Source organism: Sphingomonas sp. (assembly GCF_019635515.1).
In the GTDB taxonomy this organism is placed as follows: Bacteria; Pseudomonadota; Alphaproteobacteria; order Sphingomonadales; family Sphingomonadaceae; genus Sphingomonas.
In genome coordinates this window covers 1,894,967-1,911,601 of the sequence record NZ_JAHBZI010000001.1, presented here as the reverse complement: position 1 = coordinate 1,911,601, position 16,635 = coordinate 1,894,967, and the positions used below count along the sequence as shown (strand labels likewise).

Here is a 16,635-nt window from a genome sequence, read left to right as displayed (position 1 = left end):
TCCTCTTTCGACGCCGTCGTTGGCGTTGATCCATATCTAGGAGGCGGTTGTCGCAGGCCCGTGCCGCGAACCCCGCAAAATGGTCGCCATTTGTCGCGCTTATGAAAGCATCGTTCATCTTGGCTCGCGGGTTGGGCCGGAGTCTTGGGGTTGCGTGAGCAGCCGTAACGGTTCTAACGCGCGGCGCTCAGAAGGAGAGGCCGATGCGCGCATTCATTTTCCCGGGGCAGGGCAGCCAGGCCGTCGGCATGGGCAAGGCGCTTGCCGATGCCAGCGCCGCCGCGCGCGAGGTTTTCCAGGAAGTCGATGAAGCGCTCGGCCAGTCGCTGTTCAAGCTGATGCGCGAGGGGCCGGAGGATCAGCTGGTCCTCACCGCCAACGCCCAGCCTGCGATCATGGCCAACGCCATCGCGGTGCTGCGCGTGCTGGAGAAGGAAGGCGGCATCCGCCTTGCCGACAAGGCCGATTTCGTCGCCGGCCATTCGCTCGGCGAATATACCGCCCTTTGCGCAGCCGGTGCGCTCGATCTCTCGACCACCGCCCGGCTGCTGCGCATTCGCGGCGACGCGATGCAGGCCGCCGTGCCGGTGGGGCAGGGGGCGATGGCGGCGCTGCTCGGCGCCGATCTGGTCAAGGCGCAAGCCATTGCGGACGCCGCGGCCGAGGGCGAAGTCTGCACCGTCGCCAACGATAATGATCCCACCCAGGTGGTGATCTCCGGCGCCCGCGCCGCGATCGAGCGCGCCGTCGGGATCGCCAAAGATCACGGCGCCAAGCGCGCGCTGCTGCTGCCGGTCTCGGCGCCGTTCCACTGCCCGATGATGCAGCCCGCCGCAGACGCGATGGAAAAGGCGCTGGCCGATGTCGCCATCCAGGCGCCGCTGGTCCCCGTTTACGCCAACGTCACCGCCGCCCCGGTCAGCGATCCCGCGACGATCCGCACCCTGCTGATCGAGCAGGTGACGGGCATGGTGCGCTGGCGCGAATCGGTCTCGGCGATGTTCGACGCGGGCGTTACCGATTTCGTCGAGCTGGGCGGCAAGGTTCTCGGCGGCATGGTCAAGCGGATCGCCCCCGACGCGACCGCGACCAGCGTCGTGACGATGGAAGACATCGAGGTTTTGGCGAAGGCTCTCTAACCCCCGACCGTCATGCTGAACTTGTTTCGGCATCCAGGGTGCCACAAGCGGCGCCATCGCCCGTGGAGGGTTGGACCCTGAGACAAGTTCAGGGTGACGGAGCAAGAAGAAGGAACGGCAAATGTTCGACCTGACAGGCATGACCGCACTCGTCACCGGCGCCTCCGGTGGTATCGGCTCGTCGATCGCCAAGGCCCTCGCCGCTCAGGGCGCGCGGCTCGCGGTTTCGGGCAGCAATGCCGAGAAGCTCGAAGCCTTCCGCGCCGAATTGGGCGGAGATCACGTCGCGGTCGTCGCCAACCTCTCGGACGCGGCCTCGGTCGATGCGCTCGTCCCCCAGGCCGTCGAGGCGCTCGGCGGCAAGCTCGATATCCTCGTCAACAATGCCGGCGTCACCCGCGACAATCTGGCGATGCGGATGAAGGACGAGGAATGGCAGCAGGTCATCACCGTCAACCTGGAGGCGGCGTTCCGCCTGATCCGCGCCGCCGCCAAGCCGATGATGAAGGCGCGCTTCGGCCGCATCATCTCGATCACGTCGGTCGTGGGTGCCACGGGGAATCCCGGCCAGGCCAATTATGCCGCGTCCAAGGCTGGTCTCGTCGGCATGTCCAAGGCGCTGGCGCAGGAACTCGCCAGCCGCAACATCACCGTCAATTGCGTCGCCCCCGGCTTCATCCGCTCGGCGATGACCGACGTGCTGCCCGAAGCGCAGAAGGCCGCGCTCCTCACCCGCATCCCGGCCGGCGACCTTGGCAGCGGCGAGGATATCGGCGCGGCGGTGGTGTATCTCGCCAGCAAGGAAGCCGGTTACGTCACCGGACAGACCTTGCATGTCAACGGCGGAATGGCGATGCTATGAGCATGACGCCGTTCATTCTTCTTTCGCTGCTGGCAAGCGGAGCCCAGATCGATTGTCCGCTGGGCGAGATCAGCGATTCAGCGCGTGTAGCGCTCGCAATATCGTCGCGCCCGGCCGCGGACGGCGATTCTCCCCCCATTCCGGCGGATGCGCGTGCCGAGGTCGGGCGCGCGGTCGACATATGCGCGGCTCGGCATGGGTGGAATAGAGATCAGCGATGGGAGGCCACCACCTTTACGCTGAACAGCATCGCGCGGGATGAACTGGCGAAGATCGCCACCGCGCGCGGCGTGGACCCCGCCAAGGTCGAGGCCGCGATCCGCGCGCTTCCCGCGGCAAAGCGCTCCCCGCTCGAACCTCCCGAGTCGGCGACCGCGCAGGGTATACGCGCGGCGTTGGCGGCGCAGGGAATCGACATGGCCGATTCCGCCCGGGCCGGAGCGGCAATGGCGCTGGCCCGTACCTGGTCGTGGCTGCTGTTCGTGACGGATGAGGGCTGAGCCTCGCGCACCGTATAAGTTTAACCCGTCGTCAGACCTTGCATGTGAACGGCGGGATGACGATGCTCTGAATCCCGATACTCGGGGGCAGGAGTGACAAGTCATGCGTATTGCTCAACTGGCCGTTGTTGCCGTGATGGCGCTTTCGGCACCGGCAAATGCCGCCGATCTGGCGACGATCGATTGCGTGATCGGCAAGGTCCAGCCCGCGCTCAAGGAGCAGATCGAAGGCGACATCACGCGCAGCTTTACCGACAACACCCCGCGCCCGGTGTTCGACAGCGTCGTCAATAGCGGGCTGCGCTCCGCCGCCACCGCCTGCGCGACCGAGAATAAATGGTCCGAGGCCGCCGCCACCGCCGCGCGCGATTACGCGCTCGCCAAGCTCGGCATGCCGATCGCGGAGAAGTTCGTCAGCGACAGGGGCTTCGATGTCGCCGAGCTCGAAACCCGGTTCGGCGAGCTGCCCGAAGAGACCCGCAATCGCCAGCTCACCAAGGAGGAGATGCAGCAGCTCGTCATCGCCTCGGTGACCGACGAAGCGATGCAGACGCGCGAGAATGCCGCGCTCCTCAACAAATATTTCCTCATGCTCAGCACCGTCCAGTTCGCGGCATGGGATTTTTCGCAGGCGTAGCGCCGCTCGCGACCGTTACGGAAACGATGCGCGGCCCCTTGCAACGGCACCGGCAGCAATCTACGTGCGTTCAACCGAATTAGAGCCCCAGCTACAAAGGAAAACAGGGACCATGGCCAATCAGGAAGAGATCACCGCCCGCGTGACCGCGCTCGTCGTCGACCATCTCGGCGTTGACGGCAAGGAAGTGACCGCGGATTCGAGCTTCATCGATGATCTCGGCGCCGACAGCCTCGACATCGTCGAACTGGTGATGGCCTTCGAGGAAGAATTCGGGGTCGAGATCCCGGACGATGCCGCCGAGAAGATCACCAAGGTCGGCGACGCCGTCGCCTATATCAGCGAGCACCAGGAAGGCTGATCGCCGGACAGGTGACAGCTGCCCAAATGGGCCGCCTTATGCGTTTCAGCGGCTTCCCGTCCCGCGCTCGTCAAGAGTTGGGCGGGGAGCCGTTTTGTTTTTGCACCGGGAAGATGCGCTTTTCATTCCCTTGTGCGCGCGATGTTAGTGAAGTTTGACGGAGAAAAACGATGCGCCGCGTAGTCGTCACCGGACTTGGCCTCGTCACCCCGCTGGGTGCGGACGTCGAGACCGCCTGGAAAAACATTCTCGCCGCCAAATCAGGCGCGGGCACGATCACGCGCTTCGACGCGACCGATTTCCAGAGCAACTATGCCTGTGAAGTGAAGGGTGCGGATCACGAATATGGCTTCGATCCGTCGAAGCGCGTCGATCACAAGATCCAGCGCCAGGTCGATCCCTTCATCGTCTATGGCATCGATGCCGCCGGGCAGGCGATCGAGGATGCCGGCCTCACCGAGATGAGCGAAGAGCTGCGCTTCCGCGCCGGCTGCTCGATCGGCTCGGGCATCGGCGGGCTTCCCGGCATCGAGAGCGAATCGCTGGTGCTGGCCGAAAAGGGGCCGAAGCGTGTCAGCCCGCACTTCGTCCATGGCCGCCTGATCAACCTGATCTCGGGCCAGGTCTCGATCAAATACGGCCTGATGGGGCCGAACCACGCCGTGGTCACCGCCTGCTCGACCGGCGCGCATTCGATCGGCGATGCCGCGCGGATGATCGCGATGGACGATGCCGATGTCATGCTCGCTGGCGGCGCGGAAAGCACCATCTGTCCGATCGGCATCGCCGGTTTCGGCCAGGCGCGCGCGCTGTCGACCGGCTTCCGCGACGAGCCGTGGCGCGCCAGCCGCCCATGGGACCGGGATCGCGACGGCTTCGTCATGGGCGAGGGCGCCGGCGTCGTCGTGCTCGAGGAATATGAGCATGCCAAGGCGCGCGGCGCGAAAATCTATTGCGAAGTCGTCGGCTACGGCCTGTCGGGCGACGCCTATCACGTGACCGCGCCGCATCCCGAAGGTTCGGGCGCGTTTCGCTCGATGCAGATGGCGATCAAAAAGTCGGGTCTCGACGTCTCGGATATCGATTATATCAACGCTCACGGCACCTCGACGCCGCTGGGCGACGAGCTTGAGCTGGGCGCGGTCAAGCGCCTGTTCGGCAGCGCGATCGGCGATTTGTCGATGAGCTCGACCAAGTCGGCGATCGGGCATCTGCTCGGCGGCGCCGGCGCGGTCGAGAGCATCTTCTGCATCCTCGCGCTGCGCGATCAGATCGTGCCGCCGACGCTCAACCTCGACAATCCCAGCGAGAATTGCGCCGGCGTCGATCTCGTCCCGTTCAAGGCCAGGGAACGCAAGGTCAAGGCGGTGCTGAACAACTCGTTCGGCTTCGGCGGCACCAATGCCAGCCTGGTGATGAAGTCTGTCTGAGGACGGCGCTCCCGAACGGCGCAAGCCGCGCCGCCGGCTGGGCGGATGCGGGCTGCTGCTCGCATTCCTGCTAGTCCTCGGCGCTGGCTTCTATGCGCTCCAGCTCTGGGGCGGCGTGGGGCCCGCCAAGACCAATATCAGCGTGGTCGTGCCCGAAGGCGCGAGCCTGTCCCGCGCCGCGACCGAACTCGAAAAAGCCGGGGCGATCCGTTCGGCGCGGCAGTTCGTGCTGTTCGCCAAGATTTTCGGCGGCGGTAACGCGATCAAGGCGGGTGAATACCGGATTCCGGCGCGGTTGAGCCAGGCCGATGTTCTCAAGATGCTCCAGGGCGGGCGGACCCTGCAGCGGATGGTGACGATCCCGGAGGGCACGCCGTCGATCATCGTCTACGAGACGCTGATGAAGGCGCCGCAGCTGACCGGCGAGATCGAGGTGCCGATCGAAGGCACGATCCTGCCAGACAGCTATGCCTATAATCGCGGCGACACCCGCCAGAGCGTCCTCGACCGGATGCAGAAGGCGATGGTCAATTACCTTGCCAAGGCATGGGAAGCGCGCAAGCCGGGCGCCGTGGTCAAGACGCCGCTCGAAGCGCTGACCCTGGCCTCGATCGTCGAGAAGGAAACCGGCAAGGCCGAGGAGCGCCGCACGGTCGCCGCGGTCTATTCGAACCGCCTGCGGCAGAACATGATGCTCCAGGCCGATCCGACGATCATCTATCCGATCACCAAGGGCAAGGCGCTCGGCCGCCGCATCCTCCAGTCGGAACTGCGCGCGGTGAACCAGTACAATACTTACACGATGACCGGCCTGCCGGCGGGGCCGATCGCCAATCCCGGGCGCGCGAGCATCGACGCGGTGCTCGATCCGGCGGAATCCTCGGCGCTGTATTTCGTCGCCGACGGAACCGGCGGCCATGTGTTCGCCGACACGCTCGAACAGCACAACGCCAATGTGCAGAAATGGTATGCGCTGCGGCGATCGCGCGGCGAGATGTAGGCGTCAGGCGAAACCCTCGCCCGGCTGCAAGCCCAGCTTTCCGTGATGGTGGATGGCGATGCCGTTGAGGAAGCTGTTGGCGATCATTCGGGCGCGTTCGTGGACGTGCTCCGCCGCATCTCCGCCGCCGATCTCGGCCAGCGTTTCGGCGAACAGGTCCAGCCACCGCCCGAATAAAGGCTTGTCGAGACCCGGAATGGCCAGATGCACGGGCATCGGCCGGCCGAGATATTCGCCGCTGCTGAACAGGATCGAGCGCCAGAAGCGCTTCATCTGATCGAGATGCGGCCCCCAATCGGCAATGCGCTCCGCGAAGATCGGTCCGAGCACCGCGTCGGCCCGGATGCGCTCGTAGAAGCGATCGACCAGCTCCGAGACGAAATGGTCGTCGATCCCCATCTCGGCGGCCAGGCGACGTTTCTCTTCGCGCATCGCGCTGGCATGGGGCGAGGGAGTGCCGGTCTTCTGCATTGCCATGTCCTGTGATCGAAGCCCATGGCTAGCGCGGTTGCTTGACCACGGAAATGGGACATTTGGTCCCAGCATCGATGCGCCAGCGCCGGCCGGTGCGATCTTGTCTTGCGGTGTAGGATATCACCTGCTTGGCTGGTGCTGCTGGAGGCCGGCCGTCGCCGGCCTTGCTCTTTGACATCGTCATGTCGCGACCGACAGGCTTCCACGTCCGCTCGATATGCTCGTCGAAAACCCATGGTCAGTGCGACCATTGGGACCATTCGCGCTGGAATTTCAGCGTGGCAGTCCCGCCGCATCGCGTGCGAGCCGTTCGATCTCGGCCATGCTCGCGCCCTTGGGCGTGACCCAACTGCCGCCGACGCACAGGATCGGCTCGAATGCCAGCCATTCGGGTGCGGTTGCGGCGCTGATCCCGCCGGTGGGGCAGAATTTGCACTGGTAGAAGGGCGCGGCCAGCGCCTTGAGGGCTTTCAATCCGCCCGAGGTCTCCGCCGGGAAGAACTTGAAGTGCCTGAGCCCCAGGTCGAGCCCGCGCATGATGTCGCCGGCATTGGCGACGCCGGGCAGATAGGGCACGCCACTGCGGGTGATCGCATCGCCGAGCCGGTCGGTCAGGCCCGGCGAGACGATGAACTCGACATCGGCCTTCATCACCTGCTCGAACTGGTCGGTATTGACCACCGTCCCGGCTCCGACGATCGCGCCCTCGACCTTCTTCATCTCGGCGATCGCCTCGATCGCCGCTTCGGTGCGCAGCGTCACTTCCAGCACGCGCAGGCCGCCCTTTACCAGCGCCTCGGCAAGCGGGCGGGCGGTGGCGGCGTCGTCAATCACCAGCACCGGGATCACCGGCGCTTCCGCCATGATGGCTTCGATATTCAAAGGGCGTGCTCCTGCGCGAATGCGGCAGCGGCACCGTACAGGCCCGGCTGGGGATGCGTGATGAGCTTCACCGGAATGCCGCTCATCAGACCCTGGAACCGGCCCTTGGCGACGAACCGCTGGCCGAAGCCCGATTGCAGCAGATGGTCCTTCAAACGCAAGCCCAGACCGCCGGCAATCACCACGCCGCTGGGGCCGTGCGCCAGCGCGAGATCGCCCGCGACCGCGCCGAGGCTCATGCAGAACCGGTCGAGCGCGGCGACCGCGAGCTCGTCCTTGCCCTCCAGCGCCAGTGCCCAAAGCGCCTTGTCGTCGAGCCGGTGGACCGGCTTGCCCTCGATCTCGGCCAGCGTCTCGTGGATCGCGACGATACCGGGACCGGCGACGACGCGCTCGGTGGAGACGCGCGTATAGGTCCGGCGCAACCGCTTCACCAGCGCGTCCTCGATCGCGTCGAGCGGCGCGAAATCGGTGTGGCCGCCCTCGGTGGCGATGATGTCGTAGCCGGCGCGGTGGCGGAACACCTGCGCGACGCCAAGCCCGGTGCCGGGGCCGCAGACGGTGATCGAGCCCCGTTCGGGAAGGGCCTCATCGGGCCCGCACAGATGCAGGAAGGAATCGGGGCCAAGCTGCGCGACGGCATGGCCGATCGCGGCGAAATCGTTGACCAGGGTCCAGGTCGGCGCGTTCAGCCGCTCGGGAATCAGCGCCGGGCGGATGATCCAGGGATTGTTGGTGAGCTTGATCAGATCGCCATTGATCGGCGAGGCGACCGCGATCGCCGCGGCGCGGGGCAGCGGACGGTCTACCGATTCGCCGAACGCCTGCCACGCCAGTTGCAGGCTGGGATGCTCGGCGACCTTCTGGGTGACCGGCTCGTCCATCGCGACCACGCGACCATCCGCCACCTCCGCGATGGCGAAGCGCGCATGCGTGCCCCCGATATCGACCGCGACGACTTCCATTGCGGTTTTCCGTCCTCCCCTTGCGTCGCCTGTCAACGTTGCCAGCCTTCTTCCCGTAGAAGCGGCGCATGTAAAGAGCGAGGCTATCCGATTTTTTCAGCCGATGATTACAAACCCGCTTGTGCGAGCATCGCCGAGGCGCCCAATTCGGCCTCGTCGCAGTGGTTTCGCAGCATTGCGAACAGCTCGCGTCCCGTGCCCTCGGCGGGTGGTGGAGCCTCGCTTTGCTCGCGCTTTTCCCACTCGGCCGGATCGACCAGCGCTTGCAGAACGCCTTCTTCGGCGCAGAGTCGCACCCTGTCGCCGTCGCGCAACTTGCCGATCGGTCCGCCGCCGAGCGATTCGGGCGAGAGATGGATCGCCGCCGGCACCTTGCCCGATGCGCCAGACATTCTCCCGTCGGTGACCAGGGCAACGCGAAAGCCGCGATTCTGGAGCACGCCGAGCGGAGGCGTCAGCTTGTGCAGTTCGGGCATGCCGTTGGCGCGGGGTCCCTGGAAGCGGACGACGACGACCACGTCGCGGTCGAGCTCGCCGGTCTTGAACGCGTCCTGCACCGATTGCTGATCCGAGAAGACCCGGCACGGCGCTTCGATGGTCCAGCGGTCGCGCTCGACGGCGCTGACCTTGATGCAGGCGCGGCCGAGATTGCCGGTGAGGATGCGAAAGCCGCCTTCGGGTGAGAAAGGCGCGTCAGCGGTGCGGACGATGCTGTCGTCGCTGCTAATTGCCGGCGAATCGTTCCAGACGAGCTTGTCGTCCTCGATCCGCGGCTTGCGGCCATAGGCGGCCATGCCGTCCGCGGCGAAGGTCAGCACGTCGTCATGCATCAACCCTGCTTTCAGCAGCTCGCGGATCACGAACGGTGGACCGCCGGCATCCTCGAAGGCGTTCACGTCCGCCGAACCATTGGGATAGACGCGGGTGAGCAGCGGGATGACGCGCGAGAGGCGATCGAAATCCTCCCAGTCGATGGCGATGCCGGCCGAGCGGGCGATGGCGGGCAGGTGGATCAGGTGGTTGGTCGATCCGCCGGTGGCGAGCAGCGCGATCGCCGCGTTCACGATGGCGCGCTCGTCGACGATATGGCCGATCGGCCGGTAATCCTCGCCCGCCCAGCCGATCTCGGCGAGGCGGTGGACGGCGGCGCGGGTCAGTTCCTGGCGCAGCCTCGTTCCCGGATTGGCGAAGGCCGCGCCCGGCACGTGCAGGCCCATCGCCTCCATCATCATCTGGTTCGAATTCGCGGTGCCGTAAAAGGTGCAGGTGCCCTTCGAGTGATAGGCGGCGATCTCCGAGGCGAGCAGTTCCTCGCGGGTCGCCTTGCCCTCGGCATAGGCTTCGCGGACCGCGGCCTTTTCCTTGTTGGGAATGCCGGTCCGCATCGGCCCGCCCGGGATCAGCACCATCGGCAGATGCCCGAAACGCAGCGCGCCGATCAGCAGGCCGGGCACGATCTTGTCGCAGATACCGAGCAACGCCGCGCCTTCGAAGGTGCGGTGGCTGAGGGCGATGCCGGTGCCGAGCGCGATCGTGTCGCGACTGAACAGCGACAGCTCCATGCCCGAATAGCCCTGCGTCACGCCGTCGCACATCGCCGGCACGCCGCCCGCGACCTGCGCGGTGGCGCCGGCCTCGATCGCCCAGACCTTCATCTGCTCGGGATAGCGGTAATAGACGGCGTGCGCCGAAAGCATGTCGTTGTAGCTGGTGACGATGCCGATATTCATGCGGTTGGCCGGCGTCAGCAGGTCGCGCTGCTCGTCGGTGCCGGCATAGGCATGGGCGAGGTTGGCGCAGCCGAGTTTGGGCCGGTCCGCTCCGGAATCGCGCTCGCGCCGGATCAGGTCGAGATAGGCGGCGCGCTTGGGGCGCGACCGCTCGATGATCCGGTCGGTGACGGCCGCGATTTCGGGGTGGAGGTTAGTCATCGCATCAATCTCTTAGAGTTCCCCGGCGAAGGCTGGGGCCCAGTTGGAGAGGTCGCTGTAACGAAGCATAGCGCCAACCAACTTCTTGTTTCCCAACTGGGCCCCGGCCTTCGCCGGGGAACCGAAGAAGGGAAAAAGGGTCATCAGGCCGCCCAGTGCACGTCCACGGGCAGCTCGACATCGGCGAGGATGCGGCCGACCGGATAGGAGGACGACGCGCCCTGCTCGACGGCGGCTTCCAGCACTTCCTTCTTCTCGTCGCCGCGGATGGCGATGATCAGCGAGCGGGCCGAGACGATGGCGGCGCGGCTCAGCGTCACGCGCGCGACCGGCGCCTCGGGCGGCAGCGGATCGGGCATCACGCCCAGCGCGCGGCGCTCCTTGGGGCCGTTGAGCGCCTCGTCATAGTCCGGGCCGGGGAAGATCGACGCGGCGTGTCCGTCCGCGCCGATGCCGAGCAGGCACAGATCGAGCGGCCAGTGATGATCCTGCAGGATCGCGTCCGCGGCGCGTCCGGCGGCCTTGTAGTCGCTGACGGTCGAGCTGATCAGCGGGATCACCCGCGCGCCCTTCGGAATGAAGATCTTGCCAATCGCGGTGACGTTCGACAGCGGATCGCCGAGTGGGACGAGGCGGTCGTCGCCGGGAACGATGGTCACGCGCTTCCAGTCGATCTTGGCCTGGGCGAGCTTCTCATAGATTGGCAGCGGCGTCTTGCCGCCGGCGAGCGCAATGACCGCGGCGCCGCGCGCGTCGATCGCGCTTTCGATGATGAAGCCGATGTCGCCGGCGACGGCATCCGCCCATTCGCCAGTGTCTTCATAGTCCCACCATTCGATCTCGGTCGTCATCACTGCTCCATTCGTTCATCTCCCTCTCCCGCTTTCGCGGGAGCAGGGAAGAAAACACTTATTCGTGCCACGTCACGCCGTCGCGCTCGGTGAGCGCCACGCTCGCGGTAGGGCCCCAGCTGCCCGAGGCATAGGGCTTCGGCTTGACGCCCGCCGTATCCCAGCCACGACGGATCGCGTCGATCCACTCCCATTGCGCCTCGACCTCGTCACGGCGGACGAACAGCGTCGGGTCGCCTTCGACCAGGTCGAGCAGCAGCCGTTCATAGGCGATGCGGCGGCGCGTGCCGGCGAACTCATGCTCGAGGCTGAGATTGAGCGGCACTTCGCGCAGGCGCACGCCGTCGCGGTCCAGCCCCGGCTGCTTGGCCATGACCAGCAGCCGCACATATTCCTCGGGCTGGAGGCGGATCACCAACGTGTTCGACTGGAGCTGCGCGCCACGCTCGGCGAAGATCGAATGCGGCACCGGCTTGAACTGGATGACGATCTCGCTGCGCCGCTCGGCCAGTCGCTTGCCGGTGCGCAGGTAGAAGGGAACGCCGTGCCAGCGCCAATTGTCGACATGCGCCTTGATCGCGACGAAGGTCTCGGTATCCGATTGCTTGCCCAGCTCGGCGTCATAGCCCTTGACGATCTCGCCCTTCGAAGCGCCGTCGCCATATTGGCCGGTAACCGTGAGGCTGGTCACTTCGGCGTCCCTGATCGGGCGCAGCGAGCGCAGCACCTTGACTTTCTCGTCGCGGATCGCGGTGCCGTCGAAGCGGGCAGGGGGCTCCATCGCGATCAGCGCGACGAGCTGAAGCATATGGTTCTGGACCATGTCGCGGAGCGCGCCGACGCCGTCATAATATTCGGCGCGGCCCTCCAGGCCCACGGTCTCGGAGACGGTGATCTGGACGTGATCGATGCCCTGCGCGTTCCACACCGGCTCGAACAGTGAATTGCCGAAGCGCAAGGCGAGGATGTTCTGGACCGTCTCCTTGCCGAGATAATGGTCGATCCGGAACGTGCGGTCCTCGGGGAAGGCCTCCGCCACGATATCGTTGACCTCGCGGCTCGACTGGAGATCGAAGCCGAGCGGCTTTTCCAGCCCGATGCGGACGTTGGCGCCGGTCAGCCCCGCCGCTTCGAGACCCTTGATCGTCGGACCGAACAGCCACGGCGCGGTCGACAGGAAAATCGCCAGCCCGCCCGAGATATCGCCGACCTTGTCCTTGAGTGCCGCGAAGCCCACGGTGTTCGATGCATCGAGCGGCTGATAGTATAGGCGAGCGAGGAAACCGGCGACAGCGCTGTCATTCTTGCGATCGGCGGAAAGGAACTCATCGAGTGCGGCGCGGGCGAATTCGCGGAAGCCGGCATCATCCTTGTCCGAGCGCGCGGTGCCGGTGATGGTGAGCCCTTCGGGCAGCAGGCCATCGGCGTGCAGGCCATAAAGCGAGGGAAGCAGCATCCGCTGGGAAAGGTCGCCGGTCGCGCCGAACAACAACAATTTGCCCACGGGCTGTCGCATGAAATGCCTCTCGTCGTTTCGGGTGCGGGAGACACCAATGCGCGGTAAAGATCAAGGGCGCAGCCGTTTCCGCGCCGATAGCTGAGATATCAGGCCGCGGCGCATGGGCGCGGGCTAGAGGACCAGCCCCGCCACCGGATCGAACCCGGCCATGATGTTGAGGTTCTGCACCGCCGCGCCCGCCGCGCCCTTGCCGAGATTGTCGAGCGTCGCGATCAGCCGGGCCTGGCCGGCATCGGCATTGCCGAACACGCGCAGCGACAGCCGGTCGGTGCCGGCGTCCTCCTCGATGGTCACGGCGGAAGCGTCGGCGTCGAGCACGCGGACCAGCGGCGAATCCTTGTACGCATCCCGCAACGCGTTCTCGATTGCCTCGAGCGAAGGCCGGCGCGTGAAGGCGTGGAGGGGCAGCGGCACCTCGACGACCATGCCGCGATAGACATTGGCGACCGCGGGCTGGAAGATCGGCGGGTGCACGATGCGGGCGTGCTTCTGCATCTCCGGCACATGCTTGTGCGCAAGGGTGAGGCCATAGGCGCGGAACGCGGTGGGCGCGTCACCCCCTTCGAACTCGGCGATCATCGATTTTCCGCCGCCCGAATAGCCCGAGGTGGCGTTGACGCTCAGCGGGTAATCGACCGGGATCAGCCCGGCGCGGACCAGCGGACGGACCAGCGCGAGGAAGCCGGTGGGATAGCAGCCGGGATTCGAGACGCGCTGCGCTTCGGCGATCGCGGCCATATGGCCCGGCTCCAGCTCGGGGAAGCCATAGGTCCAGCCATCGGCGACGCGGTGCGCGCTCGACGCGTCGATCACGCGAGTCGTGGTGTTGCCGATCATCTCGACCGCTTCGCGCGCCGCGTCGTCGGGCAGGCAGAGAATGACGAAATCGGCCGCGTTGAGCGCTTCCTTGCGCTTCCTGGCGTTCTTGCGCGCCTTGTCATCGAGCAGGATCAGTTCGATCTCGCTCCGCCCGGCAAGCCGTTCGCGAATCTCCAGGCCGGTGGTGCCGACCGCGCCATCGATGAAAACCCTGGTCACTTGGCCGGCGCCGCCAGTGCGCTGGCATGGATATAGCCGACAAGCCCTTTGGCCCGCGCCACGCCCCAGGCATTGGTGCCGGCGAGTTCGAGGACTTCGAAGACGTCGCCGGAATGCAATTCGGCCAGTGCTTCCGAATCGGCGGCGGGTCCGGCCCTCAGCGTTACCGTTGCGGCGATCTCGCGCGGCATCGGTGCGGCATAATGGGGAGCGAAGACACGATCGGCGAGGCGCACATCCGCCAGATCGGGGCGCACCGCATCGACGCGCGGATCTATCGCGGCGGACGTTCCGGTAAGCGCGAAGCGCTTACGCGTTAGCCCTGCGGGCGACGGGCTCGGCGATGTGGTCGCCTGAGAGGAAATGCCCGAATTCTGCAAGAAAATCTGCCCCTTCAGCGGTCTTGGCGACGAATATGTTTCTCTTGTCCGTATCGTCGCGTTGCCGGCGCAGATAGCCGAGGGAACCCAGTCTGTTCAAGGCGCGTGTGACGACCGGCTTGGACACGTTCAACGCCCGCGCCAGGCCGCGTACCGTATGGGGGCCCGCATCAAGATATACCAGCATCAACAACGCCATCTGGCGATTGGTGAGGTCGGGCTCGCCCGAACGCACATAATCGATCAGCGTATTCTTCCATGAATACAGCGAGCTATCTGGCATAGCGTTCACGACTTCACTCTATTGTTGCGGCCCCGTCACTCTCGAGGTCGGGACTTAAACGCGTTTGGCGCATTCCGGTTTCAGTGCGATCGCGAAATGTTATGCCGGTGTTAGGCAGCGAAGCGGGCGGCGGCGCGTGCTCCAGGCAACAGCACAAAGGTTGATCGCGCGGGATGCCTCCCCTATGTGCCGCCTTTCTTCCAACAGGTCCGGCTTCAAATGTTCACCTTCCTGCTCGTCCTCCACGCCATCGTCGCGGCCCTTATGGTCACCGTGATCCTCATGCAGAAGTCGGAAGGCGGCGGGTTCACTTCGGGTGGCAGCCCCTCGGGCCTGATGTCTGCGCGCGGCGCCGCCGACTTCCTGACGCGCTCGACCGCGATCCTGGCGACGCTCTTCATCGTGATGAGCATCGGCCTCGCCGTCTATGCCGCGAATCGCCACTCGACCGCGATCGATACCTCGCTGCAGCGGATGCCCGCCGCGACGGCACCGGTCACTTCGCCGGCCACGGCGCCGGTCCCGGTCGTGCCGCTGGGCGGCAACAGCGCGGCACCGGCCACGACGTCGCCAGCTCCGGCGGCTGCGGGCAATTCGTCGGTTCCGCTCGCCAACTGATCCGCTCGATCTCCCGCGCCGGGCGCGGGAGGATCAACTTTTTCTGCGCCGGTCCGGAGTCGGACGCTTGTCGGCGCCCGCATAAACACGTTAGGCGTTTTCTCCCATGGCGCGGTATATCTTCATCACCGGCGGCGTGGTCTCCTCGCTCGGCAAAGGTCTCATGGGTGCGAGCCTCGCGGCGCTCCTGCAGGCGCGCGGTTACAAGTGCCGCATCCGCAAGTTCGATCCCTATCTGAACGTCGATCCCGGCACGATGTCACCGCACCAGCATGGCGAGGTGTATGTGACCGACGATGGCGCGGAGACCGATCTCGATCTCGGCCATTATGAGCGCTTTACCGGCGTTGCTTCGCGCCAGAGCGACAACGTCACCTCGGGCCGAATCTACAAGACGATCATCGAGCGCGAGCGGCGCGGCGATTATCTGGGCGCCACCGTCCAGGTGATCCCGCACGTCACCGACGCGATCAAGGCGTTCGCGCAGGACGATACCGATGGGCTCGATTTCGTGCTGTGCGAAGTCGGCGGCACGGTCGGCGACATCGAATCGCTGCCGTTCATCGAAGCGATTCGCCAGCTCCGCAACGACCTCGGCCGCGGCCAGACCTGCAGCGTCCATCTGACGCTCGTGCCCTACATCGCGGCGGCGGGCGAACTGAAGACCAAGCCGACCCAGCACAGCGTGCGCGAACTGGCATCGCTCGGCGTCCATGCCGATGTCATCGTCTGCCGCAGCGAGCGTGCCTTGCCGGCGAGCGACCGCGCTAAGATCGCGCTGTTCTGCAACGTGCCGGCGTCGGCCGTGATTCCCGCGCTCGACGCGGACACGATCTACGGCGTGCCGCTGCAATATCACCGCGAAGGGCTCGATACCGAAGTGCTACGCGCGTTCGGGATCGAGCCGGAAGGCGCGCCCGATCTCGGCCGCTGGGAGGAGATCGTCGATCGCGTCCTTAACCCCGAGGGCGAGGTCACGATCGGCGTGGTCGGCAAATATATGGGTGTGCCGGACGCGTATAAGTCACTGACCGAGGCGCTGACCCATGGCGGCATCGCCAACCGGGTGAAGGTCAATATCCGCTGGCTCGACGCCGAGTTGTTCGAGCATGACGATGTGGACGAGATCACCGCGGCGCTGGAGCCGATGCACGGCATCCTCGTCCCCGGCGGCTTTGGCGAGCGCGGGAGCGAGGGCAAGATCGCCGGCGTCCGCTTCGCGCGGCAGCGCAAGGTGCCGTTCTTCGGCATCTGCCTCGGCATGCAGATGGCGTGCATCGAGGGTGTCCGCGCCGAGGGCATCGCCAACGCCTCGACCACCGAGTTCGGCGACACCGAAGAGCCGGTGGTCGGCATGATCACCGAATGGATGACCGCCGAGGGGCTGCAGAAGCGCGAGGCCGGTGGCGATATGGGCGGAACGATGCGGCTGGGCGCCTATCCGGCCAGGCTTGGTGGTAACAGCGTCGTTGCGTCTATCTATGGCTCGGAAGATATCAGCGAACGGCACCGTCACCGTTACGAGGTCAACACGCATTACAAGCCGATCCTGGAACAGGGCGGGCTGGTCTTTTCGGGCATGTCGCCTGACGGCTCATTGCCCGAAATCGTCGAGCGGCCCGATCATCCGTGGTTCGTCGGCGTGCAGTTCCACCCGGAACTGAAATCGAAGCCGTTCGATCCGCATCCGCTGTTCGCGAGCTTCATCGAAGCGGCGGTGCGCCAGTCGCGCCTGGTCTGATCGGCGCGAATGGTCCCAATGGTC

The 16,635-nt window shown here is 65.8% G+C and carries 18 protein-coding genes; 9 read left to right on the top strand and 9 right to left on the bottom strand.

The genetic code is table 11. From position 1 onward, the window contains the following. Window positions 1–203: 203 nt before the first annotated feature. From fabD to mltG, 7 genes are all read left to right on the top strand, one after another. Window positions 204–1,139: an ACP S-malonyltransferase gene (gene fabD / locus KF730_RS09615; protein ID WP_294094301.1), complete on the top strand. Its 936-nt coding sequence runs from the start codon at window positions 204–206 to the stop codon at window positions 1,137–1,139. A gap of 121 nt (window positions 1,140–1,260) precedes the next feature. Next, the gene (gene fabG, locus KF730_RS09610) at window positions 1,261–2,001 is read left to right on the top strand and encodes a 3-oxoacyl-[acyl-carrier-protein] reductase (protein ID WP_294094300.1); all 741 of its coding nucleotides are present in this window, start codon (window positions 1,261–1,263) and stop codon (window positions 1,999–2,001) included. A gap of 2 nt (window positions 2,002–2,003) precedes the next feature. Next, window positions 2,004–2,501, top strand: coding sequence for a hypothetical protein (locus tag KF730_RS09605; RefSeq protein ID WP_294094298.1), 498 nt, complete (start codon window positions 2,004–2,006; stop codon window positions 2,499–2,501). Between the two features lie 103 nt (window positions 2,502–2,604). Then, a complete protein-coding gene (locus KF730_RS09600; protein WP_294094296.1) occupies window positions 2,605–3,138 on the top strand; it encodes a hypothetical protein in 534 nt (177 codons plus the stop codon). 112 nt (window positions 3,139–3,250) lie between these two features. Next, window positions 3,251–3,499, top strand: coding sequence for an acyl carrier protein (locus KF730_RS09595; RefSeq protein WP_294094294.1), 249 nt, complete (start codon window positions 3,251–3,253; stop codon window positions 3,497–3,499). 170 nt (window positions 3,500–3,669) lie between these two features. After that, complete coding sequence (gene fabF, locus KF730_RS09590; protein WP_294094292.1) at window positions 3,670–4,929, top strand: beta-ketoacyl-ACP synthase II; 1,260 nt, start codon at window positions 3,670–3,672, stop codon at window positions 4,927–4,929. 67 nt (window positions 4,930–4,996) lie between these two features. Further along, window positions 4,997–5,929, top strand: coding sequence for an endolytic transglycosylase MltG (gene mltG / locus KF730_RS09585; protein ID WP_294095855.1), 933 nt, complete (start codon window positions 4,997–4,999; stop codon window positions 5,927–5,929). Window positions 5,930–5,932: 3 nt separating this feature from the next. Here the strand turns inward: mltG and KF730_RS09580 are convergent, their stop codons facing one another. The 9 genes from KF730_RS09580 to KF730_RS09540 all read right to left on the bottom strand — a co-directional run bounded on the left by KF730_RS09580 (window position 5,933) and on the right by KF730_RS09540 (window position 14,252). Continuing rightward, window positions 5,933–6,400 carry a group III truncated hemoglobin gene (locus KF730_RS09580; RefSeq protein ID WP_294094290.1) on the bottom strand — a complete coding sequence of 156 codons (468 nt, stop codon included), beginning with the start codon at window positions 6,398–6,400 and terminating at the stop codon, window positions 5,933–5,935. A 276-nt stretch (window positions 6,401–6,676) separates the two neighbouring features. Beyond that, complete coding sequence (gene eda / locus KF730_RS09575; protein WP_294095853.1) at window positions 6,677–7,267, bottom strand: bifunctional 4-hydroxy-2-oxoglutarate aldolase/2-dehydro-3-deoxy-phosphogluconate aldolase; 591 nt, start codon at window positions 7,265–7,267, stop codon at window positions 6,677–6,679. Between the two features lie 14 nt (window positions 7,268–7,281). After that, window positions 7,282–8,250: a glucokinase gene (locus KF730_RS09570; protein ID WP_294094287.1), complete on the bottom strand. Its 969-nt coding sequence runs from the start codon at window positions 8,248–8,250 to the stop codon at window positions 7,282–7,284. Between the two features lie 107 nt (window positions 8,251–8,357). Next, the gene (edd, locus tag KF730_RS09565) at window positions 8,358–10,181 is read right to left on the bottom strand and encodes a phosphogluconate dehydratase (protein ID WP_294094285.1); all 1,824 of its coding nucleotides are present in this window, start codon (window positions 10,179–10,181) and stop codon (window positions 8,358–8,360) included. A 143-nt stretch (window positions 10,182–10,324) separates the two neighbouring features. Beyond that, window positions 10,325–11,032 (bottom strand): 6-phosphogluconolactonase, encoded by a 708-nt coding sequence (gene pgl, locus KF730_RS09560; RefSeq protein ID WP_294094282.1) that lies wholly within the window; start codon window positions 11,030–11,032, stop codon window positions 10,325–10,327. Between the two features lie 58 nt (window positions 11,033–11,090). Further along, entirely contained in the window at window positions 11,091–12,548 is a 1,458-nt protein-coding gene (gene zwf / locus KF730_RS09555) for a glucose-6-phosphate dehydrogenase (RefSeq protein WP_294094280.1), read from the bottom strand. A 114-nt stretch (window positions 12,549–12,662) separates the two neighbouring features. Continuing rightward, window positions 12,663–13,589, bottom strand: coding sequence for an N-acetyl-gamma-glutamyl-phosphate reductase (gene argC, locus KF730_RS09550; protein WP_294094278.1), 927 nt, complete (start codon window positions 13,587–13,589; stop codon window positions 12,663–12,665). Next, window positions 13,586–13,846: an SH3 domain-containing protein gene (locus tag KF730_RS09545; protein ID WP_294094276.1), complete on the bottom strand. Its 261-nt coding sequence runs from the start codon at window positions 13,844–13,846 to the stop codon at window positions 13,586–13,588. Before KF730_RS09545 ends, argC begins: the two co-directional genes overlap by 4 nt. A 52-nt stretch (window positions 13,847–13,898) precedes the next feature. Then, on the bottom strand, window positions 13,899–14,252 hold the full coding sequence (locus KF730_RS09540; RefSeq protein ID WP_294095850.1) for a MarR family transcriptional regulator: 354 nt from the start codon (window positions 14,250–14,252) through the stop codon (window positions 13,899–13,901). Between the two features lie 219 nt (window positions 14,253–14,471). Here KF730_RS09540 and secG point away from each other — a divergent pair, with 219 nt between their 5' ends. Both secG and KF730_RS09530 read left to right on the top strand, forming a co-directional pair. Further along, window positions 14,472–14,870, top strand: a complete 399-nt coding sequence (gene secG, locus KF730_RS09535; RefSeq protein WP_294094272.1) for a preprotein translocase subunit SecG — start codon at window positions 14,472–14,474, stop codon at window positions 14,868–14,870. A 106-nt stretch (window positions 14,871–14,976) separates the two neighbouring features. Further along, a complete protein-coding gene (locus KF730_RS09530) occupies window positions 14,977–16,611 on the top strand; it encodes a CTP synthase (protein WP_294094270.1) in 1,635 nt (544 codons plus the stop codon). Window positions 16,612–16,635: the final 24 nt, after the last annotated feature.